This is a genomic window from Rhizobium sp. BK377, assembly GCF_014193935.1.
In the GTDB taxonomy this organism is placed as follows: Bacteria; Pseudomonadota; Alphaproteobacteria; order Rhizobiales; family Rhizobiaceae; genus Rhizobium.
The window spans coordinates 830359-853974 of sequence record NZ_JACIAC010000001.1 but is presented as its reverse complement, the minus strand read 5'-3'; the positions used below and the strand labels follow the sequence as shown (position 1 = coordinate 853974).

24 protein-coding genes and 2 tRNA genes are annotated in these 23616 nt (G+C 61.2%); 13 read left to right on the top strand and 13 right to left on the bottom strand.

All coding sequences use genetic code 11. The features are described from left to right. Nucleotides 1-40 precede the first annotated feature (40 nt). From FHT92_RS04275 to FHT92_RS04265, 3 genes are all read left to right on the top strand, one after another. On the top strand, nt 41-370 hold the full coding sequence (locus FHT92_RS04275) for an NIPSNAP family protein (protein ID WP_183745096.1): 330 nt from the start codon (nt 41-43) through the stop codon (nt 368-370). Further along, the gene (locus FHT92_RS04270) at nt 367-726 is read left to right on the top strand and encodes an antibiotic biosynthesis monooxygenase family protein (protein ID WP_183822757.1); all 360 of its coding nucleotides are present in this window, start codon (nt 367-369) and stop codon (nt 724-726) included. The genes FHT92_RS04275 and FHT92_RS04270 overlap by 4 nt, the downstream gene beginning before the upstream one ends. Nucleotides 727-877: 151 nt before the next feature. Next, nucleotides 878-2008 carry a site-specific DNA-methyltransferase gene (locus FHT92_RS04265; protein WP_183822755.1) on the top strand — a complete coding sequence of 377 codons (1131 nt, stop codon included), beginning with the start codon at nt 878-880 and terminating at the stop codon, nt 2006-2008. A 122-nt stretch (nt 2009-2130) separates the two neighbouring features. On the opposite strand, the gene FHT92_RS04260 is transcribed toward FHT92_RS04265, so the two are convergent. Genes FHT92_RS04260 through mutY form a run of 3 tightly spaced genes read right to left on the bottom strand, consistent with a single transcriptional unit; the run spans nt 2131 to nt 4208 of the window. Next, nucleotides 2131-2496 (bottom strand): nuclear transport factor 2 family protein, encoded by a 366-nt coding sequence (locus FHT92_RS04260; RefSeq protein ID WP_183745087.1) that lies wholly within the window; start codon nt 2494-2496, stop codon nt 2131-2133. 3 nt (nt 2497-2499) lie between these two features. Then, on the bottom strand, nt 2500-3114 hold the full coding sequence (locus FHT92_RS04255; protein WP_183822753.1) for an HAD family hydrolase: 615 nt from the start codon (nt 3112-3114) through the stop codon (nt 2500-2502). A gap of 2 nt (nt 3115-3116) precedes the next feature. Next, on the bottom strand, nt 3117-4208 hold the full coding sequence (gene mutY / locus FHT92_RS04250) for an A/G-specific adenine glycosylase (RefSeq protein ID WP_183822751.1): 1092 nt from the start codon (nt 4206-4208) through the stop codon (nt 3117-3119). A gap of 97 nt (nt 4209-4305) precedes the next feature. On the opposite strand from mutY, the gene FHT92_RS04245 reads away from it, so the two are divergent. The 4 genes from FHT92_RS04245 to ppdK all read left to right on the top strand — a co-directional run bounded on the left by FHT92_RS04245 (nt 4306) and on the right by ppdK (nt 12331). Further along, nucleotides 4306-4791: a DUF721 domain-containing protein gene (locus tag FHT92_RS04245; RefSeq protein WP_183822749.1), complete on the top strand. Its 486-nt coding sequence runs from the start codon at nt 4306-4308 to the stop codon at nt 4789-4791. A gap of 212 nt (nt 4792-5003) precedes the next feature. After that, complete coding sequence (locus FHT92_RS04240; protein WP_183745076.1) at nt 5004-5696, top strand: DsbA family protein; 693 nt, start codon at nt 5004-5006, stop codon at nt 5694-5696. A gap of 72 nt (nt 5697-5768) precedes the next feature. Next, nucleotides 5769-9227 carry a chromosome segregation SMC family protein gene (locus FHT92_RS04235; protein WP_183822748.1) on the top strand — a complete coding sequence of 1153 codons (3459 nt, stop codon included), beginning with the start codon at nt 5769-5771 and terminating at the stop codon, nt 9225-9227. A 437-nt stretch (nt 9228-9664) separates the two neighbouring features. Next, a complete protein-coding gene (ppdK, locus tag FHT92_RS04230) occupies nt 9665-12331 on the top strand; it encodes a pyruvate, phosphate dikinase (protein WP_183822747.1) in 2667 nt (888 codons plus the stop codon). Here ppdK and FHT92_RS04225 read toward each other — a convergent pair. After that, the gene (locus tag FHT92_RS04225) at nt 12325-12600 is read right to left on the bottom strand and encodes a hypothetical protein (RefSeq protein ID WP_183822746.1); all 276 of its coding nucleotides are present in this window, start codon (nt 12598-12600) and stop codon (nt 12325-12327) included. The genes ppdK and FHT92_RS04225 overlap by 7 nt on opposite strands. 70 nt (nt 12601-12670) lie before the next feature. Beyond that, entirely contained in the window at nt 12671-12868 is a 198-nt protein-coding gene (locus FHT92_RS04220) for a hypothetical protein (protein ID WP_183822745.1), read from the bottom strand. Between the two features lie 108 nt (nt 12869-12976). Between FHT92_RS04220 and FHT92_RS04215 the strand changes: the two genes are divergently transcribed. Continuing rightward, complete coding sequence (locus FHT92_RS04215; protein WP_183745064.1) at nt 12977-13222, top strand: hypothetical protein; 246 nt, start codon at nt 12977-12979, stop codon at nt 13220-13222. A gap of 210 nt (nt 13223-13432) precedes the next feature. Here FHT92_RS04215 and FHT92_RS04210 read toward each other — a convergent pair whose 3' ends face one another. After that, entirely contained in the window at nt 13433-13822 is a 390-nt protein-coding gene (locus FHT92_RS04210; protein ID WP_183822744.1) for a hypothetical protein, read from the bottom strand. A gap of 331 nt (nt 13823-14153) precedes the next feature. Between FHT92_RS04210 and FHT92_RS04205 the strand changes: the two genes are divergently transcribed. Beyond that, on the top strand, nt 14154-15059 hold the full coding sequence (locus FHT92_RS04205) for a DUF1499 domain-containing protein (protein ID WP_183822743.1): 906 nt from the start codon (nt 14154-14156) through the stop codon (nt 15057-15059). Between the two features lie 167 nt (nt 15060-15226). Here the strand turns inward: FHT92_RS04205 and FHT92_RS04200 are convergent, their stop codons facing one another. The 3 genes from FHT92_RS04200 to FHT92_RS04190 are packed head-to-tail and all read right to left on the bottom strand — an operon-like array spanning nt 15227 to nt 16898. Further along, a complete protein-coding gene (locus FHT92_RS04200; protein ID WP_183822742.1) occupies nt 15227-15682 on the bottom strand; it encodes a thiol-disulfide oxidoreductase DCC family protein in 456 nt (151 codons plus the stop codon). A 2-nt stretch (nt 15683-15684) separates the two neighbouring features. After that, the gene (locus tag FHT92_RS04195; protein WP_183822741.1) at nt 15685-16599 is read right to left on the bottom strand and encodes an MBL fold metallo-hydrolase; all 915 of its coding nucleotides are present in this window, start codon (nt 16597-16599) and stop codon (nt 15685-15687) included. A 2-nt stretch (nt 16600-16601) separates the two neighbouring features. Further along, the gene (locus FHT92_RS04190; protein WP_183822739.1) at nt 16602-16898 is read right to left on the bottom strand and encodes a cupin domain-containing protein; all 297 of its coding nucleotides are present in this window, start codon (nt 16896-16898) and stop codon (nt 16602-16604) included. Nucleotides 16899-17056: 158 nt separating this feature from the next. Between FHT92_RS04190 and FHT92_RS04185 the strand changes: the two genes are divergently transcribed. Beyond that, nucleotides 17057-17131, top strand: a tRNA-Gln gene (locus FHT92_RS04185). Nucleotides 17132-17258: 127 nt separating this feature from the next. On the opposite strand, the gene FHT92_RS04180 is transcribed toward FHT92_RS04185, so the two are convergent. Beyond that, a complete protein-coding gene (locus FHT92_RS04180) occupies nt 17259-17669 on the bottom strand; it encodes a hypothetical protein (protein ID WP_183822737.1) in 411 nt (136 codons plus the stop codon). Nucleotides 17670-17931: 262 nt separating this feature from the next. Here FHT92_RS04180 and FHT92_RS04175 point away from each other — a divergent pair. Beyond that, a tRNA-Pro gene (locus FHT92_RS04175) sits at nt 17932-18008 on the top strand. Nucleotides 18009-18220: 212 nt separating this feature from the next. After that, the gene (locus FHT92_RS04170; protein ID WP_183745033.1) at nt 18221-18406 is read left to right on the top strand and encodes a hypothetical protein; all 186 of its coding nucleotides are present in this window, start codon (nt 18221-18223) and stop codon (nt 18404-18406) included. Nucleotides 18407-18739: 333 nt separating this feature from the next. Here FHT92_RS04170 and yghU read toward each other — a convergent pair whose 3' ends face one another. Then, nucleotides 18740-19618 carry a glutathione-dependent disulfide-bond oxidoreductase gene (gene yghU / locus FHT92_RS04165; RefSeq protein WP_183745030.1) on the bottom strand — a complete coding sequence of 293 codons (879 nt, stop codon included), beginning with the start codon at nt 19616-19618 and terminating at the stop codon, nt 18740-18742. 163 nt (nt 19619-19781) lie between these two features. Then, nucleotides 19782-20447, bottom strand: coding sequence for a GNAT family N-acetyltransferase (locus FHT92_RS04160; protein ID WP_183822735.1), 666 nt, complete (start codon nt 20445-20447; stop codon nt 19782-19784). Between the two features lie 106 nt (nt 20448-20553). On the opposite strand from FHT92_RS04160, the gene FHT92_RS04155 reads away from it, so the two are divergent. Beyond that, nucleotides 20554-21972 carry a PLP-dependent aminotransferase family protein gene (locus FHT92_RS04155; protein ID WP_183822733.1) on the top strand — a complete coding sequence of 473 codons (1419 nt, stop codon included), beginning with the start codon at nt 20554-20556 and terminating at the stop codon, nt 21970-21972. Between the two features lie 51 nt (nt 21973-22023). Here FHT92_RS04155 and FHT92_RS04150 read toward each other — a convergent pair whose 3' ends face one another. Further along, nucleotides 22024-23526: a DegQ family serine endoprotease gene (locus tag FHT92_RS04150; RefSeq protein WP_183822731.1), complete on the bottom strand. Its 1503-nt coding sequence runs from the start codon at nt 23524-23526 to the stop codon at nt 22024-22026. Nucleotides 23527-23616 lie beyond the last annotated feature (90 nt).

Here is a 23616-nt window from a genome sequence, read left to right as displayed (position 1 = left end):
GGCAATATGCGAAACTCCTCTCATACGAAAGGAGAAACCGATGATCACCTGCTTCATCCGCTACGAGATCGACCCCTTCCGCAAGGATGCCTTTGCCGAATATGCCCGCAACTGGGGGCAGGCGATTCCGAAAAACGGCGCCGATCTGATCGGCTATTACGGCCCGCACGAGGGCTCGGCAACAACGGCTTACGGTGTCTACAACATCGAAAACCTCGCCGCCTACGAGGCCTATCGCGCACGGCTTACAGCCGATCCGCTCGGCAAGGAGAACTATGAATTCGCCCGCCGCGAACGCTTCATCCTGAAGGAGGACCGTATCTTTCTGAAGAACGTCTCGGCCCCGCATGCGATGCTGGTGCTGCCATGATCGCCGTCATCTTCGAAGTCATCCCCTATCTCGGCGAGCGCCACAAATATCTTGATCTCGCCGGCGAGCTCACATCCGAACTCGAAAAGATCGACGGCTTCATCTCGATCGAGCGCTTCGAGAGCCTGACAATGCGCGGCAAGATCCTCTCGCTTCCCTTCTTCCGGGATGAAGAGGCGGTGCAGAAGTGGCGCAACCGCGAAGTCCATCGGGCCGCGCAAAAAGCCGGCCGCAACGGCATTTTCGCCGATTATCGCTTGCGCATTGCTCATGTCGTCAGGGACTACGGCATGAGCGATCGCACGGAGGCCCCTGACGATAGCAGGCAGTTTCACATACAGCAGGCGGCGGAATGAATTCGAAGCGGGCCGATCCGTCGGTCCACCTCTCACTTTTAGCCAAGTGGAATAGTTTTTTCCCAAAACGGGTCGGTGCTTCAGGCTTTGGTAACCAACTTGCGTAACCATAACGGATAGTTAAGCGTAAAGCGTATGAGTGAGTATCCACATGGCGTCTGTATTTCCGCTTGCCGACCTCAAGACTTCCGTCAAGCCGGGCTCTTGGATCGACACGATCATCAAGGGTGATTGCGTTGCAGCCCTTGAGGCTCTTCCAAGCCAGTCCGTCGACGTCATCTTCGCCGATCCGCCATACAACCTCCAGCTCGGCGGCACGCTGCACCGGCCGGACCAGTCGTTGGTCGATGCCGTCGATGACGACTGGGATCAGTTCGCCTCCTTCGAGGCCTACGACGCCTTTACCCGCGCCTGGCTGCTCGCCTGCCGCCGCGTGCTGAAGCCGACGGGCACGATCTGGGTCATCGGCTCCTATCACAACATCTTCCGCGTCGGTGCCACGCTGCAGGATCTGAACTTCTGGATCCTGAACGACATCGTCTGGCGCAAGACCAATCCGATGCCGAATTTCAAGGGCCGCCGCTTCCAGAATGCCCATGAGACGATGATATGGGCAAGCCCGAACGCCAAGGCCAAGGGCTACACCTTCAATTACGATGCCATGAAGGCTGCCAATGACGACGTGCAGATGCGTTCCGACTGGCTCTTTCCGATCTGCAGCGGCAACGAGCGCCTGAAGGGCGACAACGGCAAGAAAGTCCACCCGACACAGAAGCCGGAAGCCTTGCTCGCCCGCGTCATCATGGCTTCATCCAAGCCTGGTGATATCATCCTCGATCCCTTCTTCGGTTCGGGAACGACGGGCGCCGTCGCCAAGCGTCTCGGGCGCCACTTCGTCGGAATCGAGCGCGAGCAGGATTATATCGACGCGGCCTCCGCCCGCATCGCCGCCGTCGAGCCGCTCGGCAAGGCAGAACTGACTGTGATGACCGGCAAGAAGGCCGAGGCGCGCGTCGCCTTTAACGTGCTGGTCGAAAGCGGCCTCATCAAGCCCGGCCAGGTGCTGACGGATGCCAAGCGGCGCTATAGCGCCGTGGTGCGCGCCGATGGCACGGTCGCCGCCGGCGGCGAGGCAGGCTCAATTCATCGCCTTGGCGCGAAAGTGCAAGGCCTTGACGCATGCAACGGATGGACTTTCTGGCACTTCGACGACGGGCAATCGCTGCGCCCGATCGATGATCTCAGGTCCGTCATCCGCAGTGACCTAGCAAAGGTGGGTTGAGCGACATCCTTGCAAGGCCGAACGACCTCTTCTTCCGGTTTGTACCTCCAGTTACGGAAGAGGCAATAAGAGGCCCGGGGCAGTAAAAACCCCGGGCCTCCTGTTTCCAGGCTCTTGCCGCTTCAAAACTCCTGGTAATCAGTCACGTCGACGCGCGTGACCTTACCGTCCTCGTTAAAGGTGATCGTCTCCTCGCCTTCGCGGATCAACGGCTTTCCGGTTTTGCTGTGCGTTGCCCGAACGGACCACACGGCCCGGCCTGAAAGCGGCGTCAACGTCTCAACCAGCGAATTCTCCGCGGTCTGATCAGGATAATCATCGAAGTAGCGGCGGAAGGCGGCCATGATCTCGGCCCGGCCGGCAAGGCTGCCGACACCGTTGGAGACGTAGGTCGCGTCTTCGGCAAACCAGTTCTCAATCTCGGGAAAATCGAGATCGTTGATCGCCGCGTGGAAACGGTCGATGGCCTTAGCGGGATCGAAAGACATGGCTCAGGCCTTCAGTCCATAGGTGGCGAGATCGGCGCGCAATTTGTCGGCGCCGGTAAAAAGCACTGCGTTCCAGCCGGCAGCCTTGGCACCCTCGACATTGGCAGGTGCGTCATCGATGAAGATCGTCGCGGCCGGATCGAGATCGAAGCTCTTCACATGCGTCTCATAGATCGCGATATCGGGCTTGATGAGGCCGACATCGCCGGAAACGGTCACGCCGCGCGGCTTCTTGAGGAAGGGGAAGCGTTCCTGCGCCTCGCGGAACGTGTCGGAGGCAAAGTTCGTCAGCATCGTCACGTCCCGGCCCTCGTTGATAAAACCTTCCATGATCGAAACGCTGTCTTCATAGGCATGCGGCACCATCTCGTGCCAGTTCTTGCGGAAGGCGCGGATATGCTCTTCGCGGGCCGGATGCTGTTCGATCAGCAATGCCTCGGCATCGGCCCAGGTGCGGCCGCGGTCCTGCTCGATGTTCCAGTCGTGCGTGCAGACATTGGCAAAAAACCAGTTGCGTTCGGCCTCGTCGGGAATAAGGCGGCTGAAGGGAATATGCGGATCGTAATGAATGAGAACTTTGCCAATATCGAAAACGATATGCTTGATGTCGTTTGCCATAGTCATCCCTTGGCTGTTTTGAACGCGAGAGGAATAGCCGCTGCGATCGCTTTTTTCATGATGGTCGGCAGCGCCTGAGCTTCAAGATTTATAACCGGCTCCCACCATCCGTTATTGGTCTGGACAGGGGCAGGGACTGTTACGCGGAAGATCGAAAGCCTGAGCTCGAAATGCGTGAAGACGTGGGTGACGCTGCCGGCGCTCTCCCAATCGGCCTTGAAGGGCGCCGCTTCGGCTGAGGTCTCGCCGTCCTGCCGCGCAGTCCATGCCGTCGTCGGAATTTCCGTCATGCCGCCCAGCAAGCCGCTTTCGATCCGCCGCCGAAGCAGGATATCGCCATCGGAGGTGACCGCCACGAAGGCCGCACCCCGCCGGATCGGCTTTTCCCTCTTGGCGGCCTTGACTGGAAACTGCTCAGGATCATGGAGCCTGAGCGCCTCGCACGATCCGTTGAAGGGACAGAGCGAACAGGCCGTTCGCTTCGGCGTGCAGATCGTGGCGCCGAGATCCATCATCGCCTGAGCGAAATCGCCGGGCCGGTCGGCTGGCGTCAGCAGAGCCACTTTCTGGCGCATCAGCGGCTTGGCGGCTGGAAGCGGCGTGGCGATGGCATAGAGCCGCGAGATCACCCGCTCCACATTGCCGTCCATCACGGCCGCCTGCCGGTTGAAGGCAATCGCCGCCACTGCCGCCGCCGTATAATCGCCGATGCCGGGCAAGGCTTTCAGGCCCTCTTCGGTATCGGGAAAGACGCCACTATGCTGGCTCGCAACGGCTTCGGCGCATTTCTTCAAGTTGCGCGCACGCGCATAATAGCCAAGCCCCGCCCAGGCGGCCATCACCGCTTCAACAGGCGCATCGGCGAGATCCGTCACCGACGGCCATTTCGCCAGGAAATTGGCGAAGTAGGGTTTTACCGCCTGCACCGTCGTCTGCTGTAGCATCACCTCGGACAGCCACACGTGATAGGGATCGGCCTTGACGCCGCGCTTGGCCATCGGCGGCGAAACCCGCCAGGGCAGGTCGCGATGATGGCGGTCGTACCATTCGAGAAGAGGGGAGGCGGTCGGCGCGTCCGGTGTGCGTATCGTCATTATTTGCCGCGATCGGGGGAAGTGCTCTATACTTGGCGAAGCAACGCGATGGGATCAAGCCGGCCACCGCGACTGGATGCCGTTTACCAAGGTTTCAATGAGTAATCCACGCAAAGATGGGAAGCAGATTTCCGAGCTGACGAACGGCATCATCGATCCCGTTCTCGCCCGCCGTGCCGGCATCAACAGCGCGCTCCTCGGTTCCTGGGACGAAATCGCCGGCGAGGATTTCGCCGATTGCACCCGGCCCGAAAAAATCGCCTGGGCGCGCGGTGGCGATGACGGCAGCTTTCGCCCCGGCGTGCTGACCGTCGCCTGCGAAGGCGCACGCGCCCTTTTTCTGACCCATGCGCAGGGCGAGCTCATTCAGCGCATCAACAGCTTCTTCGGCTTCGCCGCCGTCCACCAGCTCCGCATCGTCCAGAAGCCGGTCTATCAGCCGGTCAAACGCTCCCGAACACCGCCGCCACTGAAGGGCGAGGCTGCCCGGAAACTGGAGAATATGATGCAGGGCTTGGAGGACGAAAAAATCAGACAGGCGATTGCTCGCCTCGGGACGGCGGTTCTCGGTAAAAAGCCGTAGCAAGCCCATGACGGTCACCTTGGGCTACCAGCAGAAAAGCGTCGAGGCGGGGCGAAATATGCCTTCCGGGAATGATTGATTTGTCCACTGATCTGCGGCTTCGTCTTTCGCAGGTCACAATTCTTTGAAGAAAGTTGGCGAAGCGTGCCTTGTTCGCGGCTTGCTGCCGTTATATCGCACAACTAGCTGCCACACTTGTTTATGGGGAACCCATGCGCATCTCTGAAATGCAACTGACGAAACGCCAGCTTCTGGGCGGTGTCGCCGCCGCAACCGCGTCCATGGCGGTATACGGTACGGCGCAGGCAGCCGCCGAAATCCCGAAGCCGGATGGCGATGTCGACATGGCCAAGGTCATGACCCCTGGCGCGCTACCGGAAATGGCGCTGGGCAAGACCGATGCTCCGGTCAAGATCGTCGAATATATGTCGATGACCTGCCCGCACTGCGCCCACTTCCACAACACCACCTTCGATACGATCAAGCAGAAATACGTCGACACCGGCAAGGTCGAGTTCGTCCTGCGCGAATTCCCCTTCGATCCGCGCGCTGCCGCCGCCTTCATGCTCGCCCGCTGCAATCCGCAGAAGCCTGAAGAGCTGGCAACGCCGGAACAGTATTTCCCGATGGTCGCAATGCTCTTCAAGCAGCAGCAGGTCTGGGCTGCCGCCGATGATGGCCGCGCCGCGCTGCTGCAGATGTCGAAGCTTGCCGGATTTACTGAGGATAGCTTCACGAAGTGCTTGACGAACCAGAAGCTGCTGGATGAAGTGAATGCCACGCGGGAACGGGGTTCCAAGGATTTTGGCGTCAACGCCACGCCGACGTTCCTCATCAATGGCAAGCGCTATTCTGGAGACATGCCGGTTGACACCATGTCGGCCCTCATCGACAGCCTCCTCTGATCCGTGCCGTTTTGCGAAGGCGGGCGACGGCGAAAGCCGTGCGCCCGCTTTTTCGTTTGGTGAGGCCGTAGCATGAAGTTCAACAAGCTCCGCCTTGTCGGCTTCAAATCCTTCGTCGAACCGACCGAATTCATCATCGAGCGCGGCCTGACGGGCGTCGTCGGCCCGAACGGTTGCGGCAAATCCAATCTCGTCGAGGCCTTGCGCTGGGTCATGGGCGAGAATTCCTACAAGAACATGCGCGCGTCAGGCATGGACGACGTGATCTTCTCCGGCTCGGGAAACCGGCCGGCGCGCAACACCGCTGAAGTCGGCCTCTATCTCGACAATGGCGAGCGCACCGCCCCTGCGGCCTTCAACGACAGCGATGAAATTCAGGTCACCCGCCGTATCGAGCGCGAACAGGGCTCGATCTACCGCATCAATGGCAAGGAAAGCCGCGCCAAGGATGTGCAGCTGCTCTTTGCCGATGCCTCCACCGGCGCCCGCTCTCCTTCCATGGTTGGGCAGGGGCGCATCGGCGAGTTGATCGCTGCAAAGCCACAGGCTCGTCGCCAGCTCCTGGAAGAAGCGGCGGGCATCTCCGGCCTGCATTCCCGCCGTCACGAGGCCGAGCTTCGTCTGCGTGCCGCCGAAAGCAATCTCGAGCGTCTCGACGATGTCACCTCGCAGCTCGAAAGCCAGATCGAGAGCCTGAAGCGGCAGGCCCGCCAGGCAAACCGCTTCAAGACGCTCTCTGCCGATATCCGCGCCCGCGAGGCAATGCTATTGCATATCCGCTGGATGCAGGCGAAGGAGGCTGAAGCCGAGGCCGATAGCGCGCTCAACCAGGCAACCGTGGCCGTCGCCGAAAAGGCGCAGATCCAGATGGATGCGGCAAAGAATCAGGGCATCGCCGCCCTGAAGCTGCCCGAATTGCGCGAAGGCGAGGCGAGGGCGGCTGCCGCACTCCAGCGCCTGCAGATCGCCCGCAGCCAGCTCGAAGAGGATGCCAACCGCATCCTGCGCCGTCGCGACGAGCTTACGCGCCGTCTCGCGCAGCTTTCCGAAGACATCAGGCGCGAGGAACGGCTCGTTGTCGACAATGCCGCTATCTTGGCAAGACTCGATGCCGAAGAGGCCGATATCGTCGAAATCCTCGCCGATTCCGGCCGTTATGCCGAAGAGACGCGGCAGGCTTTCGAAGAGGCGGCCGCAAAGCTCGCCGACAGCGAACGCCTCTTCACCAGCCTGACGGCAGAACGTGCTGAAGCCGCTGCCGGCCGCAATCAGCTGGAGCGCGCCATCCGTGATCTCGCCGATCGCAAGTTGCGACTTGAGCGCCAGATGGACGAAGCAAACCGCGAACTTGCCGGCATCGAGCAGAAGATCGCAGTTCTGCCGGACCCGGACGAGAAGCGAGCGATGGTCGAGGCGGGCGAAGTGGCCCTAGCCGAGGCCGAGACGACAATCCACTCCGTCGAGCAGGCACTTGCCATGGCACGCGAGACGGAAGCGCTCTCCCGCGCTCCGGTCGAGCAGGCGCGCGGCAAGCTCAACGCGCTGGAAACGGAGGCCCGCACCATCCAGCGCATGCTGGCCGGCGCTGCAGCAGGCGAGTTTCCGCCCGTCGCCGAGGAGCTGAAGGTCGATCGCGGATTCGAGACGGCACTTGGTGCCGCTCTCGGAGACGATCTCGAATCCCCGCTTGATCCGAATGCGCCTGCCCACTGGTCGGAGAACGGCGATGGCTCTGGCGATCCAGCGCTTCCCACTGGCGCCGAGCCGCTGCTGAACCATGTCCGCGCGCCCGCCGCGCTGATCCGCCGCCTGCGCCAGATCGGTCTGGTGGCTGATGCCGACGCGCCGCGTCTGGTGAAGGAACTCAAGGCCGGCCAGCGCCTGGTGACCAAGGACGGCGCCGTCTATCGCTGGGATGGTCACGTCGCCGGCGCGGACGCGCCGAGCGCTGCAGCCTTGCGCCTTGCCCAGAAGAATCGTCTTGCCGAGTTGGAAGGCGAGGTGGAGGTTGCCCGCGACGTTCTGACGGAGGCTGAGGAGCGTCTTGCCGCTGCCGCCGATACCATTCGCGAGCAGGAGCGCAGGCTCACCGAAGCCCGCGATATGAGCCGCTTGTCCGCCCGCCATCTGGCCGAGGCGCGAGAGGCGCTGGCTGTTGCCGAGCGTGCCTCTGGCGATCTCATTCGCCGCCGCGATGTCATCGCCGAAGCCGTCAGCCAGTTGCAGGCGCAGCTTGAGGATGTCGCCGTTCAGGAGGAAAATGCCCGCATCGAGCTGGAAGATGCACCTGATCTGACCGCGCTCGACGACCGGCTGCGCTTCCAGCAAGCCGAGGTCGCAACGGATCGCGGCGCGCTCGCTGAAGCCCGCGCCCGCCACGAGAGCCTGAACCGTGAAAACGAGGCCCGCCAGCGCCGCATCGCCGCCATTGGCCAGGAGCGTGAGACGTGGCGCCAGCGTGCAGCCAGCGCCGAGGACCACATCGCCACGCTGCGTGAGCGCGAGGAGGAGGCCCGAGAGGAGGCTGCCGAACTCGAAATGGCGCCTGATGAATTCGACGACAAGCGCCGCGCCTTGCTGACAGAGCTGCAGAAGGCCGACGAAGCCCGCCGCCATGCTGCCGATCTCCTTGCGCAAGCCGAACTGCTGCAGCGCGATGCCGACCACCAGGCGGCAACCGCGCTCTCTGAACTTGCCGAAAGCCGCGAGCGCCGCGGCCGGGCCGAGGAGCGCCTCGTCTCCGCACGCGAGAAACGGCAGGAGAGCGAGCAGCGCATTCGTGAGACACTGAACGTCCAGCCCCATGAGGCGATGCGCCTTGCCGACCGGCCGGGACTGCAGACGTTGCCGGATCCGCGCGAGGTCGAACGCGAGGTTGAGCGGCTGCGGATCGAGCGGGAGCGCTTGGGCGCCGTCAACCTTCGCGCCGACGAGGAGCAGAAGGAACTCAGCGAGAAGCTGGAAGCGCTCATCAGGGAACGTGATGACGTCATCGACGCCATCAGAAAGCTGCGCGGTGCGATCCAGAGCCTGAACCGCGAAGGCCGTGAACGCCTGATCGCCGCCTTTGATGTCGTCAATGCTCAGTTCCAGCGCCTCTTCACCCACCTCTTCGGCGGTGGCACGGCAGAACTGCAACTGATCGAATCCGACGATCCGCTTGAAGCCGGTCTCGAAATTCTCGCCCGTCCGCCGGGCAAGAAGCCGCAAACCATGACGCTGCTGTCAGGCGGCGAACAGGCGCTGACGGCCATGGCGCTGATCTTTGCCGTCTTCCTCACTAATCCCGCGCCGATCTGCGTGCTGGACGAGGTCGACGCGCCGCTCGACGATCACAACGTCGAGCGCTATTGCAATCTGATGGACGAGATGGCGGCCTCGACCGAGACGCGATTCGTCATCATCACCCACAACCCCATCACCATGGCCCGCATGAATCGCCTCTTTGGCGTCACGATGGCTGAGCAGGGTGTTTCTCAGCTCGTCTCGGTCGACTTGCAGACTGCAGAGCGTCTCCGCGAAACGGCTTGACGCGGCATTTTAATTAAAGACCAAAAAAGGTCACCCTGACATAGGGTACGTACCCCATTTGGGTGATGCTCTTTTATGCGCATTGCATTAGAAGTTGTTTTATCGCAACCGGGCCGTTGCGGAGAAGTAGCAATCGGTCGTTGCGTACTGTGGAATTTGCAACGCTGTCTTCGGGCTGGGGTGGGGACCGAAGTCACAATCCATATTGGACCCCCCGTCCGGTTTTCCTGGCCGGACGGAAACAAGGCTTTGCGGGACCGTTGTTGCAGTCCCGCAAAGCTTTTTTTGTGCGCATTCGCTGCGCCTCATGAGTTTCAATCGTTTGATTTCATAGCCTGCCAGGATTTATTGTGCAGCGCAACATTTCGCCGCATTTGTCGATTTTCATTTCAGCACCAAGGGATTAAGCTGGTTCCCGAAATAGTGTTGGGGGGAAGATGACCAAGTGGGTCTATACGTTCGGCAACGGGCAGGCTGAAGGCCGGGCGCGAGATAAGGAGATACTTGGCGGCAAGGGCGCCAATCTCGCCGAAATGTGCAGCCTCGGCCTCCCCGTTCCTCCCGGCCTCACCATCGTCAGTGAAGCCTGCACCACCTATTACAAGAACGGCCGCAAGATCGACCCTGATCTGAAAAAGCAGGTGCTCGCAGGCATTGCCGGTATCGAGGAGATAACCGGACGACGTTTCGGCGCGGGCAACCGACCTCTTTTGCTCTCCGTTCGCTCAGGCGCGCGCGTCTCTATGCCGGGCATGATGGATACGGTGCTCAACCTCGGCCTAAATGACGAGACGGTGCAGGCGCTCGGTCATGATGCCGGCGACGCACGCTTTGCCTGGGACAGCTATCGCCGCTTCATCCAGATGTATGCCGATGTCGTCATGGGACTCGGCAACGATCTCTTCGAAGAAATTCTCGAAGACGAGAAGGCGCGCCTTGGCCACGAATTCGATACTGAGCTCAGCGCGACGGAATGGCAGCATGTCGTTTCGCTCTACAAGGCGCTGATCGAGGAAGAACTCGGCGAGGCCTTCCCGCAGGACCCTGCGGTGCAGCTCTGGGGCGCAGTCGGCGCGGTGTTTGCAAGCTGGATGAGCGCACGTGCCGTCACCTATCGCCAGCTTCACAATATTCCGGAAGCTTGGGGCACGGCCGTCAATATCCAGGCCATGGTCTTCGGCAATCTCGGCAATGCCTCTGCGACTGGTGTTGCCTTCACCCGCAATCCTTCGACAGGCGAGAAGATCCTCTACGGTGAATTCCTGGTGAATGCGCAGGGCGAAGACGTGGTCGCCGGCATCCGCACCCCCCAAAGCATCACAGAGGAGGGGCGGATCGCCTCAGGTTCCGAGAAGCCCTCGATGGAAAAGCTGATGCCTGAGGCCTTTGCCGAATTCGGCCGTATCTGCGCCGAACTCGAATCCCATTACCGCGACATGCAGGACATCGAGTTTACCATCGAGCGCGGCAAGCTCTGGATGCTGCAGACGCGTTCGGGAAAGCGCTCGACACGGGCTGCCATGAAGATCGCCGTCGACATGGTGGATGAAGGTGTCATTACCGAGGACGAGGCCGTCCTGAGAATCGAGCCGTCGACGCTCGATCAACTCCTGCATCCCACTATCGATCCGCGCGTCAGCCGCCAAGTGATCGGCTCGGGCCTGCCGGCCTCGCCGGGGGCGGCCACCGGCGAGATCGTCTTCACGGCGGAGGAGGCCGTCGAGGCAGAGGCGGAAGGTCGCAAGGTAATCCTGCTGCGCGTCGAGACCAGCCCCGAAGACATCCACGGCATGCATGCGGCTGAAGGCATTCTGACGACGCGCGGTGGCATGACCAGCCATGCAGCCGTCGTTGCGCGCGGAATGGGCATCCCTTGCGTCGTTGGCGCCGGCACCATGCGTATCGATGCCCGCAACGAGCGGCTGATCGGCATTGGCGTGACGCTGAAGAAAGGTGATATCATCACCATCGACGGCTCCGCCGGCCAGGTGCTGAAGGGCGAAGTGCCGATGATCCAGCCGGAACTGTCAGGCGATTTCGGCCGCATCATGGCCTGGGCGGATCGCGCGCGGCGCATGACCGTGCGCACCAACGCCGACACGCCGGCAGATGCCCGCGCTGCCCGCTCCTTCGGCGCCGAAGGCATCGGCCTTTGCCGCACCGAACATATGTTTTTCGAGGGCGAGCGCATCCATGTCATGCGTGAGATGATCCTGGCCGACAATGAGCAGGGCAGGCGGGTAGCGCTCGACAAGCTCCTGCCCATGCAGCGGAGCGATTTCACCGGCCTGTTCAACGTCATGCACGGCCTGCCGGTGACGATTCGCCTGCTCGATCCGCCATTGCACGAATTCTTGCCGAAGACGGATGAGGAGGTGGCCGAAGTCGCCTATGCCATGGGGATGGAACCTGCAGCACTCCGCCAGCGTGTCGATGCGCTGCACGAGTTCAATCCCATGCTCGGCCATCGCGGCTGCCGCCTCGCCATCTCCTATCCTGAAATCGTCGAGATGCAGGCCCGCGCCATCTTCGAGGCGGCGGTTGCCGCAGCACAGGAAACTGGGGCCGCGGTCGTTCCCGAAATCATGGTCCCGCTCGTCGGCCTACGCTCCGAGCTCGATTACGTGAAGGCGAAGATCGATGCCGTGGCAGGGGACGTCATGTCGGAAGCCGGCATGCGCATCGATTATCTGGTCGGCACGATGATCGAGCTGCCGCGTGCGGCATTGCGTGCCCACGTTATCGCCGAGGCCGCCGAATTCTTCTCCTTCGGCACCAACGACCTGACGCAGACCACTTTCGGCATTTCACGCGATGATGCCTCCGCCTTCATCCCCACGTACCAGCGTAAGGGCATCATCGAGCACGATCCCTTCATATCTCTGGATTTCGATGGAGTAGGAGAGCTGATCCGCATCGCAGCCGAGCGCGGCCGCCGCACGCGCAACGATATGAAGCTCGGCATTTGCGGCGAACATGGGGGCGATCCCGCTTCGATCCGTTTCTGTGAGACGATCGGCCTGGACTATGTCTCCTGCTCACCCTTCCGCGTGCCAATTGCGCGGCTTGCAGCAGCCCAGGCCGTGATCTCGGGCGCTCAGTGACGGTAGCGATAATAGCGCGGATAAACGTAGGGACCGTTCAGATTATAAGCCATGTCCGCCATAACCCAGTCGCTATCGTAGCGGGCCTGGGCGCGGCGGTCGAGATCGATGCGCTGCAGGCAGCTGGCAAAGCCGTCCGTTCCACGCTTGAAGCCGTAGCCGAGACAGGTCTGTTCATCACGTGCCCGGCGCTCCTCGGGCGTCAGGGTCTGGCAGGCGGCAAGCCCGGCGGCCAGGACGGCAAGAAGCGGCAGAACATAGGGTCGCATCGGTCTATTCCTTGAGCATGAACCTCTCGCCAAGAAAATCCATCTGCCTGCTGTCGTCAACCGACCTATATCAGGCCGCTCCCGCCGGGTCGCCAATCGGCAGCAGCGCCGGATCAAGCGGCCGGCCTTCCGGGTTCTTCGGCTCGTTCGGGTCCTGCGCCGGATCCACCGGCGGCTTTTTCTGAATTCGGTCGGGAATATCAGGGGTCGGCTGCGGACCAAGCGGCGGTTCGGCGCTTGGTGTGGGAACTGGATCTCTGTTCGGCATGATTGCCTCCTTCGTTAGGAAAGGAACGGCAGGATGCATGCTTGGTTCCAATTTCGCCGCCTTGCGTTCCTATGTAAGAGCAAAGATAGCAGCACTGGAAAGAGCACCATGGCGATCCGCGACCGATTCTCGAAGAAACTCACCTGTCCGCAATGCGGCAATAGCGGCTTTGCCGAAGCTTCCGAGATCGACGACGCCAAACGCAGAAATCCGGACTTCAAGGTGGATCAGCTGCCGCGCGGCTTCTTCGTGCAGCGCCCCTCGGTCCATCAGGAAACGTTCATGTTGAAATGCGAATGCGGACGCAAGTTTCCCTTCCGCTCGCTGGCGGAAGCCGCAGCCGGGCGCAACTAAAGCATGTCGCGCAAAAGTGTGCAGCGGTTTTGCGACAACGACATGCGTAAAAACAAAGACCTAAAGCGGAGCGAGCGGATCTGAAAGATCGCGACGCGCTTTAGGATGTCGCGCAAAAGTATGCAGCGGTTTTTGAGGTAACGACATGCGTAAAACAAAGATCTGAAGCGTGGGCAAGCGAACCTGTAAGATCGCGTCACGCTTTAGAATTCAGATCCGTTCGAGGACCTCGACAAAGGCATCGGCGAAACGCACCAGATGTTCGCTGTTTTCATCGGGCGCCTGCATGCGGATCTCCGTGCCGTTCTGGTCGAGCAGGGCCAGAACCACCCGCATCTTCTTGTCCGAAGTCGGGATGCGCAGGACCGCGATTCGCCGGCAATCCTCCACAAGGCCCGCCGCCGGCAGGTCGAAGAGAAATTCGCCGCCGGTTTCGATCGCCGCTTTGCGCACAACTTCACAGAAGCCGGGCTCGCCGCCCGCATAGCCTTCCAGCGAGAGTTCGAGTTCGAGAAGCTCCAGCGGTAAGAGCGGTTCGCCGCGCTCAATTCCGCCAAGCGAGGATGTCTGCTGCCTTTCCATCGTCTCGGACGAGATCATTTGTCTCTCCTGTTTCGTGGGACATGCATGAAACCCCGGCAGAATGGCCTTTTTACGGCGCATGAGCAACAGCTTATGGAAGTGGCCCAGCGTTTGGCATGGACCTTTAACGTGAATTGCGTCGGCAATGCTCAGACAAGAGTTTCAATTTAGACAAATTTTGCACTACAGCGCCGCGCGTCTTTTCAGATGCGTAAAGGACGCTGTAGCACTTTGAATTACCGCATGATTTCATCCTTAAATCGATTCCGATTTAAGGAATTATGCGGTAGGAAAGTCATTGGCAGCAGGCGCCATTCGATGCGTCGTCGCCGACCAACCGGTAGTTTTGATGGCCATCCGTTTCGATCGTCCCGTTTCCAGCGCTGCCCGCTTTTCGCGACACTTCGGGGCGTTTGCGCTTGTGCTTTCGGTGGCGGTGCTGATTGCCCATCGCTTCGGCGGATTGGCGACACCCTATCTCGTCCTGCTGCTGCTCGTTTCCATCGGCTGTGCGATTCTCGCCGTCCTGCTTGCCGCTATCGGCCTGCGCAGCCTCTGGATGACGGGTGCCGAAGGCGGGCTGAACGCATTGGCGGCCCTCATCTATGCCGCCTTTCCGCTCGGTATCGGCGTTTTTGCGGCGGAGCGTTATGTCACCCTGCCGGCAATCTATGACGTGACTACGGATACGGCCTCCATACCCGACTGGCTGTCGCAGCCGCAGGCCGACCAGATCTGGCTGCCGCGTGATCCCGTCGTGACATCAGGCGATCGTGAGCGGCAGCTTGCCGCCTATCCGGAGCTTACCGGCCGCCGCTACGATGGCGCGCTCGACCGTGTTCTCGAAGCAGTCAAGAAGGTCGCCAAGCAGAACGGCATCACCATCACCAGGAGTGAAGGCGACACGACGCCCGGCCGCGAACTGGAAGACAAGCCCGTTCCGAACCAGCCGGAAAGCGGTGTCGCCGATTCGCCCGATGTCATCCCCGTGCCGACACCGCGCCCTTATGTGGATGATGTGGCAAAGCTGATCCGCGGCGCCAATGGCGTGGTTCTGCAGGGCACGACCCGCACCTTCATCCTTGGCCTGCGTTTCGACTTCATCATCCGCCTGCGCGAAGAGGCCGAAACCACCTTTGTCGACGTGCGCGTCGCCTCCCGTTACGGCCAGCACGACCTCGGCTTCAGCGCCGAAGTGGCCGAGCAGTATCTTGGTGCTCTCGACTCCGAACTACTGGGGATCGCGGGTGGGTGAGCCCCGGTGCCGCAAAGCGGCAGTAATCGATCCAGTGGATCGATTACAGGGGCGAACGCCCTGAGCCATGCGAAGGGCCGGGATACGGTGAGGCACACGAAAACGCCCTTACCGCGAACCTGTCCTATATCGAGCACCTGGCGCCAACGAAGGAGTGCAGAACCACCTCACCCCAAAAACCTCTCCCGCACCTCAACCGTCGGCACCATACAGCTCTCCCGCCGCCCGGCAATCCTGAACCTGTTGCGCGCAACCAACCCATAAGCCGCATCCGCAATCCGCCGCGGCACGATCCGCAGCACACCGGCCAGAGCCCACGGCATGCCGAGCCCCTCCAGCATCCGGATCGTCGCGTCCGATTTGTAATAGGCGCGACCCTTGTCGAGCAGCAGATTGGTTTCATAGTCCCGCGTCTCCAGTCCGTAATGCCGGTAGAGCGCTTCGCCGAGCGGCGTCTGGGCGACGATGAACCGGTAGCGTTTTTCCCTATCCCGCTTCAGCAGGAATTGCACCCAGCCGGAGCAGAAGACGCATTCGCCATCGAAGAGGATCAGCGGCTTGTCGTCCGCAAAGGCCGGTACCGAAGGGTCGTCGCGATAGCTGTAATCCGAATGCGCCGCCATCTTCAGGCTCCCACCAATTGATAATGCGCAACGAGGGAAGGCGGCCCGTCGGCCGTTACCTCGCCGCGTTCCATCAGGTCCTCGATATGCGCCAGCACCGAAAGTGCCGCCGCTCCATGCAGCCGCTTATCGGTATCGCGGTAGATCATATCGACGATCTTGGGGATGGTGCCGTCTCCGGCCCGGATGCGCTCGATGATCGAGCGCTCCCGCAGGCGCCGATGCGTCTTCAGCCCGCGCACGAAAGGCGCAGGCGATTTCACCGGCCCTCCATGGCCGGGCAGCAGCAGATTGTCGTCGCGGGCGATCAGCTTGTCGAGCGAAGCCATATAGTCCGCCATGGAACCGTCAGGGGGCGCCACGATCGTCGTTGCCCAGGCCATCACATGGTCGGCCGAAAACAGGATGCCGCTGCCCTCGAGCGCAAAGGCCGCGTGATTAGCGGTGTGGCCGGGCGTCAGCACCCCCGTCAGCGCCCAACCGTCACCCGAAATCGTCTCTCCGTCGCCGATGGCGATGTCGGGTACGAAATCCGTATCCGAACTCTCGGCAAAGAGGTTGATCTCGCCCTCGCGCAGCGGCCGCGACGGGCGGTGCGGCCCTTCGCCGACCGTCAGCGCTCCCGTTGTCTCTTTCAGCCGTCTTGCGAGCGGCGAGTGATCCCGATGCGTGTGGCTGATGAAAATATGCGTCACCTGCCGGCCGGAAAGCGCTGCCATGAGCGCTTCGAAATGCGCCTCGTCCTCCGGCCCCGGATCGATGACTGCGACCGACGAGCCGCCGACGATATAGCTGTTCGTACCGCGGAAGGTGAAGGGGCTCGGATTATTCGCCGTCAGGCGCTGAACGCTCTCGGCGACCGGAACCGCCCGCCCATAAGCCGGCTCGAAGAAGAGATCGAAGTTCGCGCCGGACATGTCTATTTATATTCGATCTCGATGAAGGACATGGGCTGGTCGCCGGCATTGACGACATTGTGCTCGGTGCCGGCCTCACGGCGATAGGCGGCCCCCTTGGCAACATCCACCCGCCGGCTGCCCTCGGCATCTTCGATCAGGAACTGGCAGTCGGTCATCGGCACGACCACATAACCGAACCCATGCGTATGAACGCCGGTATCGGCACCCGGCTCGAAATCCCACTGGGTGATGCGCACAACGGCATCATCGAGGAGCAGCGTCGCAAGCGCGGGTGGACGGGCGCGATATTGGCTCAACGGTGTCTCCATTGGCTGTGTCGATGCTTGAAGTCCTACCATGCCGGCATGGCGGCGCATACAAATATGACGTCGCAGTGAACTTAGTGATTGTGGGGCAGACCGACCTTTGCTAATCAGGCCACGTTTTGGCGAAGCGGCATTCGCTTCAGCTCTGGTGGGGCGTAGCCAAGCGGTAAGGCAGCGGTTTTTGGTACCGCCATCCCCTGGTTCGAATCCAGGCGCCCCAGCCACATCCGGTTAATCGAATATCCATGTAGTGAAGCCTCACGAGGCCTTCACACTTCTTGCCCTCACGACAAAGAAAAGCCCGCCGATTTTTTCCGGCGGGCGTAAGTCAAAAAACTCAAGCAGTCGAACTTACTTCTGTTCCGGCGCCAGGAGCTCGGCGCAATAGGAAGAACCGTTCACGCCCGGAATATCGTTGACGGTGCGGATGTCGCGAATCGTGTAGTCGGAATTCGTAGTGATTTCGGCCTGGCAGCGCAGGTAGAGCGTGCGGGCCGAAGCAATCTGCTTGCCGCGCTTGCCGTCGGCACCTTCGGCATATTTTGCGGGTACGCGCACCGTCTTATAGCCGCCCTTCCAACTGTAGATCGTGGACGAACCTTCGTCGCGGTCGCTGAGCGGCGGGCCGTAGGCGGCAAAGAACTTGCCGGCCGATTGGCCAACCCAGCGTGCCTCGATCGGATTGCCGGCAGAAGGTATGGTGGTGCATCCGGCAAGCGTAATAGCAAGCGCGGCGGCCCCGGTCATGGTGCGGAGTTTCATGGTGTCGTCCCTGATATTTAGCCAGTGGCTGCGAAGCCGCCCTCGCGGCGGTTTCGCCTGTCCCGTCAAGCGCTTTAGCGCGTAACCCGGCAAAAGAAAATTACCACTTGGCGGCTTCTGAAAAATTTGCAGGGGGTGTGGCTTTTTGCTGCACAGCCGGCTCGAAAGGCCCTGTCACGAGCCTGTCCAAAATTCCGATGCCTTTTTGAATTTTGGCGCTTGCGCAACATGATAGGCCGGTCTATAGAGGCGCCGCTGGTCACGGAGTGTAGCGCAGTCTGGTAGCGCACCACGTTCGGGACGTGGGGGTCGAGTGTTCGAATCACTCCACTCCGACCAGCCGAAAAGCCCGCGGAAGCGGGCTTTTTTCTTTTGTGGCTTTCTCCGTTCTTTACACGTCAGTTTATCCCTCTGGTGGCATTCGCTAGCCGCCGCTCGGGGACTGTGTTCTCCATCAACACATCGGTTGAAACACTCAAACATCTAAATTTTAGAATTTTCTAACGAACAAACAGACGCTACGATGGTTTTCTTCGGAGGAGGAAACGTCAATGAAGAAGATGGACAATCGACAGGTTCGAATTCCCGGCCCGAAAGATCAGGATATCACCGAGCATTGCCGAAAATTCGGGATTGGCCCCGCCGAGGAGAAAAAGCTGAAGAAGCTCCTTGGCCATCGGGCGCCGCTCCATGAGATCCAGGCGAATGCTCCGACGCCTCAGCCGAAGTGGCGCTAACTGGAAGCTGTTCTCACCAAAGCTTTGCCATGATCGTCGGCGCCGGTCCGCTCTGGTGCAGCTGAGAGATTTATGATTCCCCATATGCCTGAGATAAAAAGCCCCGCCGGTGGCATTCGGCGGGGTAGATGGGGAAAGCTCTCCGAAAGGTGGCAGGAGAGCTTTTGCATTTCAGCAAGACTGAAAGGATGAGGCGAGGGCACTTTTGCTGGATTCGGTACAGTTCGCTTAAAAACCCATAATTTTTAGTGGGAAAATTTGCGATTCCCGCCCGGCACCGTTTTTCTTGGAGCTGAGGCACACCGTCGGAACGGCGCGCCTGCCTTTCCGATGTCAGCCGACGGCCTGCAGCTTGTCCTGCGTCTTCGTCTCGAAGTCGCTGGCGTCATGGCGTTCGTGGAGCTGGCTGGAGGGCTCGCCGCTGACGCGGTTGACCATGCGGCCGCGCTGGACGGCGGGGCGGTTGCCGATCAGGTCGGCCCAGCGCTTCATGTTCCTGTATTCCTGCACCTGCAGGAATTCGGCGGAATCGCCATACATCCAGCCCTTCACAAGGCCGCCATACCAGGGCCAGATCGCCATGTCGGCGATGGTGAACTCGCCACCGGCGATATATTCGCTCTCGGCCAGACGCCGGTCGAGCACGTCGAGCTGGCGCTTGGTTTCCATGGCGAAGCGGTTGATCGCATATTCGATCTTCGTCGGCGCATAGGCATAGAAATGGCCGAAGCCGCCGCCGAGATAGGGCGCGCTGCCCACCTGCCAGAACAGCCAGGAGAAACATTCGGCGCGCTTTGCCGGATCGGTCGGCAGGAAGGCGCCGAATTTTTCGGCGAGATAGGTGAGAATCGCGCCGGATTCGAAAATGCGCACCGGCTTCTCACCGCTGCGGTCCATCAGGGCCGGGATCTTGGAGTTCGGATTGACTTCGACAAAGCCGCTTCCGAATTGGTCGCCATCGCCGATCCTGATCAGCCAGGCATCGTATTCCGCGCCGCTATGGCCAAGCGCCAGCAGCTCTTCGAGCATGATGGTGATTTTCACGCCATTCGGTGTTCCCAGCGAATAAAGCTGCAGCGGATGGCGGCCGACCGGCAGTTCCTTGTCATGGGTCGGCCCGGCGATCGGTCGATTGATGTTGGCGAATTGGCCGCCGTTTTCCTTGTCCCAGGTCCAGATCTTTGGGGGCGTATATTCGGACGAACTGGTCATGTGAGCTCCTGACAGAATAACTTCGTGCTTTGAATGAAGGCCCCAATCCTTAACCTCAATTGGGACCCATGAACATATTGGTAGCAATGAAGTTCTTGTCATCGGGGCAGCGGCTTTTTAATCGCTGCCGCTATCAGCGTGCCGCGCAAAAGTGCGCCGCGATTCAGAAGCTGAGCTTGCTCTTCTGCTGGCCGTCGGCATCGAAGTTCTCAGGCGAAAGCCATCCCTCATATCCGGCCTTCAGCTTCGGCCAGTCGCTGTCGATCATGGCAAACCAGGCGGTGTCCCGGTTGCGGCCCTTCTGCACCATATGCTGACGGAAAACGCCCTCGAAGGCGAAGCCGAAGCGCTGTGCGGCGCGCTTTGACGGTTCGTTGAGATTGTTGCACTTCCATTCGAAGCGCCGGTAGCCGAGCGTGTCGAAGACATAAGCCGCGCAGAGATAGAGCGCTTCGGTCGCAACACGCTTGCGGGCGATCTCCGGTCCCCAGAGGATATTGCCGATCTCGATGACGCCGTTGGCGGTATCGATGCGCATCAGCCCCTGCCGGCCTTCAGCGCGTCCCGTTGCCTTGTCGATGACGGCAAAGAACAGCGGGTCTTCGCTTGCGACGGACCTTTCCAGCCAGGGCGTGAAGGCTGCCATGTCGGCGGGCGCCACTTCGAAGAGATAGCGGAAGCGGTCTTCCGCGCCCGGCTGCTGCGCCGAGCGGAGCAGATCGGCGCCGTGTTTTGCCGAATTCAGCGGTTCCAGGCGGGTGTAGCGGCCTTCGATCGGGGCGCGGGCGGGGCGGGCAACGCCCTTCCAGTCGGCAAGATCCTTTGTCATATCCGTCATTCCATTGAACTTATGCATCGAACTCCGATTGCTCTTGCCTTGTGAATGGACTGGAGTAAAAGTCCAGTTTTGAACTTTCTGGCAGACCAGTTGACGCATGACATCGGCACCTACCTGGCTGAGCCTCGATCGAAACGGTGGTGACCTGACCGGGCAGATCTACCGAAGCCTGCGAGACCGTATCCTGCTTGGCCAGCTTCCGGCCGGCCACAAGCTGCCATCGACTCGTGCCTTTGCGGCTTCGCTGGGTGTTGCACGCTCCACGGCAGTAGAGGCTTATGACCGCCTGAGATCCGAAGGTTATATCGAGGCGTCTGCCGGTGCCGCGACGCGGGTTGCCGCGCTCGAGCGAATGCGGCCCGAGCACCAAAGGAACGACCGGGCTCCCGTGGAGGAAAAGAGATCGGATCAGCCTTCCTACCGCGGCCTGTTCCGGCCCGGTGTGCCCGATGTATCGGATTTCCCGCATGCCGCCTGGAGCCGTCATCTTGCCGCACGCAGCCGCTCGCTGCGCATCCATCACCTCGGCTATGAGAACCCGACCGGTATCCGCGAGCTGCGCGAAGCCATCCTTGAGCATATTTCTGTGACGCGCGGCGTCATCGCCGAGCCGGAGCAGGTCATGATCATGCCCTCCACACGCGCGGCGATCGACATGCTGGCGAGAACCATGTTGAGAAGAAACGGGCGCAAGACGGCATGGATGGAAGACCCCGGCTATCCCGCCGCGCGCTTGCTGCTCGGCGATGCAGGCGCCGAGGTCGTGCCGGTCCCTTGCGATGATCAGGGTATCGATGTTTCCAGGGTGGACGGCGGGGAGCCGGCGCTGATTCCAGCATTGATCTACGTGACGCCATCCCATCAATATCCGACCGGCGCCACGCTGAGCCTGCCGCGGCGGTTGGCGCTGCTGGAGGCAGCGCGCGGTCATGAAAGCCTTATCGTCGAGGACGACTATGACAGCGATTTTCAATACGGCTCGCGGCCGATTGCCGCCTTGCAGGGCATCGACAGGGCGGAGGTTGTGGCATATGTCGGGACCTTCTCGAAGGTACTGGCACCCGGCCTGCGTGTCGCCTATGCCATCGTGCCGCGCTGGCTGGTATCGGAGGCTTCGGAGATGCTGCATCGCAGGGGCGTCGCCGTCTCCACCCATATCCAGGCAGCACTTGCCGATTTCATCAACGAGGGCCGTCTGCGTGCCTATTTGAGGCGCATGAACCAGCAATATGCCGAGCGTATGGGCCGTACGATCGAAATGCTACAGAGCCATTTTGGCGGAAGGCTTGTCATTTCCGGCGGCAATGGCGGTCTGCAGCTTGCGGCCTGGTTTTGCGATGAGACGGCGGATGACCGGGCGGTCGTCGCGAAGGTAAATGCATCAGGATATGGCCTGATGCCGATGTCGGATTTCTTTATCGGAAGGTCCGCTCCGGGCATCCTCTTCGGTATCTCCCGGGCGGAAACCGTGGCCGTCGAAAGACTGGCCGCCGATCTCAGACTGGTGCTGGGTTAGAAACGCATGCGCCCGGAGCGGGTCCGGGCGCAGCGCTCACGTGGGTGCGCTTCAAGCGGCGGCGAAGGGCACGGCCACGAAGGTCTTGTTACCGCCGCGTTCGATCAGGAGCAGCACCGACTTGTGGCCTGACTTGCCGGCGTCGGCAACGGCAGTCTTGACATCGCGAGCGTCGTGCACCGGCTTGTCGTTGACCGAGACGATGACGTCGCCGGGCTGGATGCCGGCAGCAGCGGCAGACTTGTCGGGCTTGACGTTGGCAACGAGGGCGCCGGCGACGCCGTGGGGCAGGTTGAGCTGCTGGCGGATATCGGGCGTCAGGTCGGCAAGGCCGATGCCGAGGCTCGGCTGGCCGGCGGCCTGGCCCAGGTCGCCGCTGCTTTCGACGGCGGCCTGCTTCTGGGTGTCTTCATTGCCGCCGACGGTGACGTTGACATCGACCGTCTTGCCGCCGCGCCAAACGGTTAGCGTTTCCTTCGCACCTGGGGACAGGTCGGCAACGAGGCGCGAGAGATCCTTCGGCGTTTTGACGTTTTCGCTGCCGACGGCAGTCACGATATCCCCGATCTTTACGCCGGCATGAGCGGCAGGCGTTCCGTCGGAGACGGCGGCTACCAGCGCGCCTTCAGGCTTGGAGAGGCCGACAGCATCGGCGACATCCTGCGTAACCGGCTGGATCTGCACGCCGAGATAGCCGTGATCGATCGAACCGTCCTTCTGCAGCTTGGCGACGATCGTCTTGGCTTCATCCGAGGGAATGGCAAAGCCCACGCCGACGCTGCCGCCGTTCGGCGAGTAGATGGCGGTATTGATGCCGACGACATTGCCGTCACGATCGACGAGCGGGCCGCCGGAATTGCCGTGGTTGATCGGTGCATCGATCTGGATGAAGTCGTCATAGGGACCGCTATGCAGGTCGCGGCCGCGGGCCGAGACAATGCCGGCCGTCACCGTCGTGCCGATGCCGAACGGGTTGCCGATGGCAAGGATCTGGTCGCCGAGCTTCAGCTTGTCTGAATCGCCCCAGGCGATGGTCGAAAGCGGATGCGGAGCCTGAACCTTCAGAACGGCCAGGTCCGACTTGGCATCGGCGCCAAGCAGCTTGGCGGGCAGCTCGGTACCATCATCGAGCGTGACCTTGATGTCGATGGCATTGTCGATAACGTGGTTGTTGGTGACGATCACGCCGTCGGGGCTGATGACGAAGCCGGAGCCGAGCGCCATGGCATGCTGCGACCCGTGCTGCTGCGGTGCCTGGTGCGGCAGAGGAATGCCCTGCTGTTCGAAAAACTGGCGGAACTGCTCGTCCATCGGCGAGTTGTCGGCGCTGGCATTGGTCGCCTTCATCGTGGTGGTGATGGTCACCACGGCCGGCTTGTCGGCATCGACGACGGAAGCAAACGAGCCGCTGGAGGCGAGAATGCCGCCAGTCTCAGCCGGTGCAGCAAGAGCCGTCGAGGAAGAGGAGAGGGCGAAGGGCATGGAAGCCGCGCCGAGAACGATGGCCGCTCCGACAAGTGCTGCGGCCCGATGCTTGCGAAGAATGTTTGACATGTGGAAGTCCCTTGCGAGAGCGTTGGCATTGAATGGCGTCTTGGTTCCATGCCATGGAACTTGGCGTCAGCGAGTATTGCCGCCAATTAT

What these genes read in the sequence shown, in the direction of transcription:
- FHT92_RS04275 (WP_183745096.1), top strand. Translation starts at nt 41, where the DNA reads ATGATCACCTGCTTCATCCGCTACGAGATCGACCCCTTCCGCAAGGAT.
- FHT92_RS04270 (WP_183822757.1), top strand. Translation starts at nt 367, where the DNA reads ATGATCGCCGTCATCTTCGAAGTCATCCCCTATCTCGGCGAGCGCCAC.
- FHT92_RS04265 (WP_183822755.1), top strand. Translation starts at nt 878, where the DNA reads ATGGCGTCTGTATTTCCGCTTGCCGACCTCAAGACTTCCGTCAAGCCG.
- FHT92_RS04260 (WP_183745087.1), bottom strand. Translation starts at nt 2,496, where the DNA reads ATGTCTTTCGATCCCGCTAAGGCCATCGACCGTTTCCACGCGGCGATC.
- FHT92_RS04255 (WP_183822753.1), bottom strand. Translation starts at nt 3,114, where the DNA reads ATGGCAAACGACATCAAGCATATCGTTTTCGATATTGGCAAAGTTCTC.
- mutY (WP_183822751.1), bottom strand. Translation starts at nt 4,208, where the DNA reads ATGACGATACGCACACCGGACGCGCCGACCGCCTCCCCTCTTCTCGAA.
- FHT92_RS04245 (WP_183822749.1), top strand. Translation starts at nt 4,306, where the DNA reads ATGAGTAATCCACGCAAAGATGGGAAGCAGATTTCCGAGCTGACGAAC.
- FHT92_RS04240 (WP_183745076.1), top strand. Translation starts at nt 5,004, where the DNA reads ATGCGCATCTCTGAAATGCAACTGACGAAACGCCAGCTTCTGGGCGGT.
- FHT92_RS04235 (WP_183822748.1), top strand. Translation starts at nt 5,769, where the DNA reads ATGAAGTTCAACAAGCTCCGCCTTGTCGGCTTCAAATCCTTCGTCGAA.
- ppdK (WP_183822747.1), top strand. Translation starts at nt 9,665, where the DNA reads ATGACCAAGTGGGTCTATACGTTCGGCAACGGGCAGGCTGAAGGCCGG.
- FHT92_RS04225 (WP_183822746.1), bottom strand. Translation starts at nt 12,600, where the DNA reads ATGCGACCCTATGTTCTGCCGCTTCTTGCCGTCCTGGCCGCCGGGCTT.
- FHT92_RS04220 (WP_183822745.1), bottom strand. Translation starts at nt 12,868, where the DNA reads ATGCCGAACAGAGATCCAGTTCCCACACCAAGCGCCGAACCGCCGCTT.
- FHT92_RS04215 (WP_183745064.1), top strand. Translation starts at nt 12,977, where the DNA reads ATGGCGATCCGCGACCGATTCTCGAAGAAACTCACCTGTCCGCAATGC.
- FHT92_RS04210 (WP_183822744.1), bottom strand. Translation starts at nt 13,822, where the DNA reads ATGATCTCGTCCGAGACGATGGAAAGGCAGCAGACATCCTCGCTTGGC.
- FHT92_RS04205 (WP_183822743.1), top strand. Translation starts at nt 14,154, where the DNA reads ATGGCCATCCGTTTCGATCGTCCCGTTTCCAGCGCTGCCCGCTTTTCG.
- FHT92_RS04200 (WP_183822742.1), bottom strand. Translation starts at nt 15,682, where the DNA reads ATGGCGGCGCATTCGGATTACAGCTATCGCGACGACCCTTCGGTACCG.
- FHT92_RS04195 (WP_183822741.1), bottom strand. Translation starts at nt 16,599, where the DNA reads ATGTCCGGCGCGAACTTCGATCTCTTCTTCGAGCCGGCTTATGGGCGG.
- FHT92_RS04180 (WP_183822737.1), bottom strand. Translation starts at nt 17,669, where the DNA reads ATGAAACTCCGCACCATGACCGGGGCCGCCGCGCTTGCTATTACGCTT.
- FHT92_RS04170 (WP_183745033.1), top strand. Translation starts at nt 18,221, where the DNA reads ATGAAGAAGATGGACAATCGACAGGTTCGAATTCCCGGCCCGAAAGAT.
- yghU (WP_183745030.1), bottom strand. Translation starts at nt 19,618, where the DNA reads ATGACCAGTTCGTCCGAATATACGCCCCCAAAGATCTGGACCTGGGAC.
- FHT92_RS04160 (WP_183822735.1), bottom strand. Translation starts at nt 20,447, where the DNA reads ATGACAAAGGATCTTGCCGACTGGAAGGGCGTTGCCCGCCCCGCCCGC.
- FHT92_RS04155 (WP_183822733.1), top strand. Translation starts at nt 20,554, where the DNA reads ATGACATCGGCACCTACCTGGCTGAGCCTCGATCGAAACGGTGGTGAC.
- FHT92_RS04150 (WP_183822731.1), bottom strand. Translation starts at nt 23,526, where the DNA reads ATGTCAAACATTCTTCGCAAGCATCGGGCCGCAGCACTTGTCGGAGCG.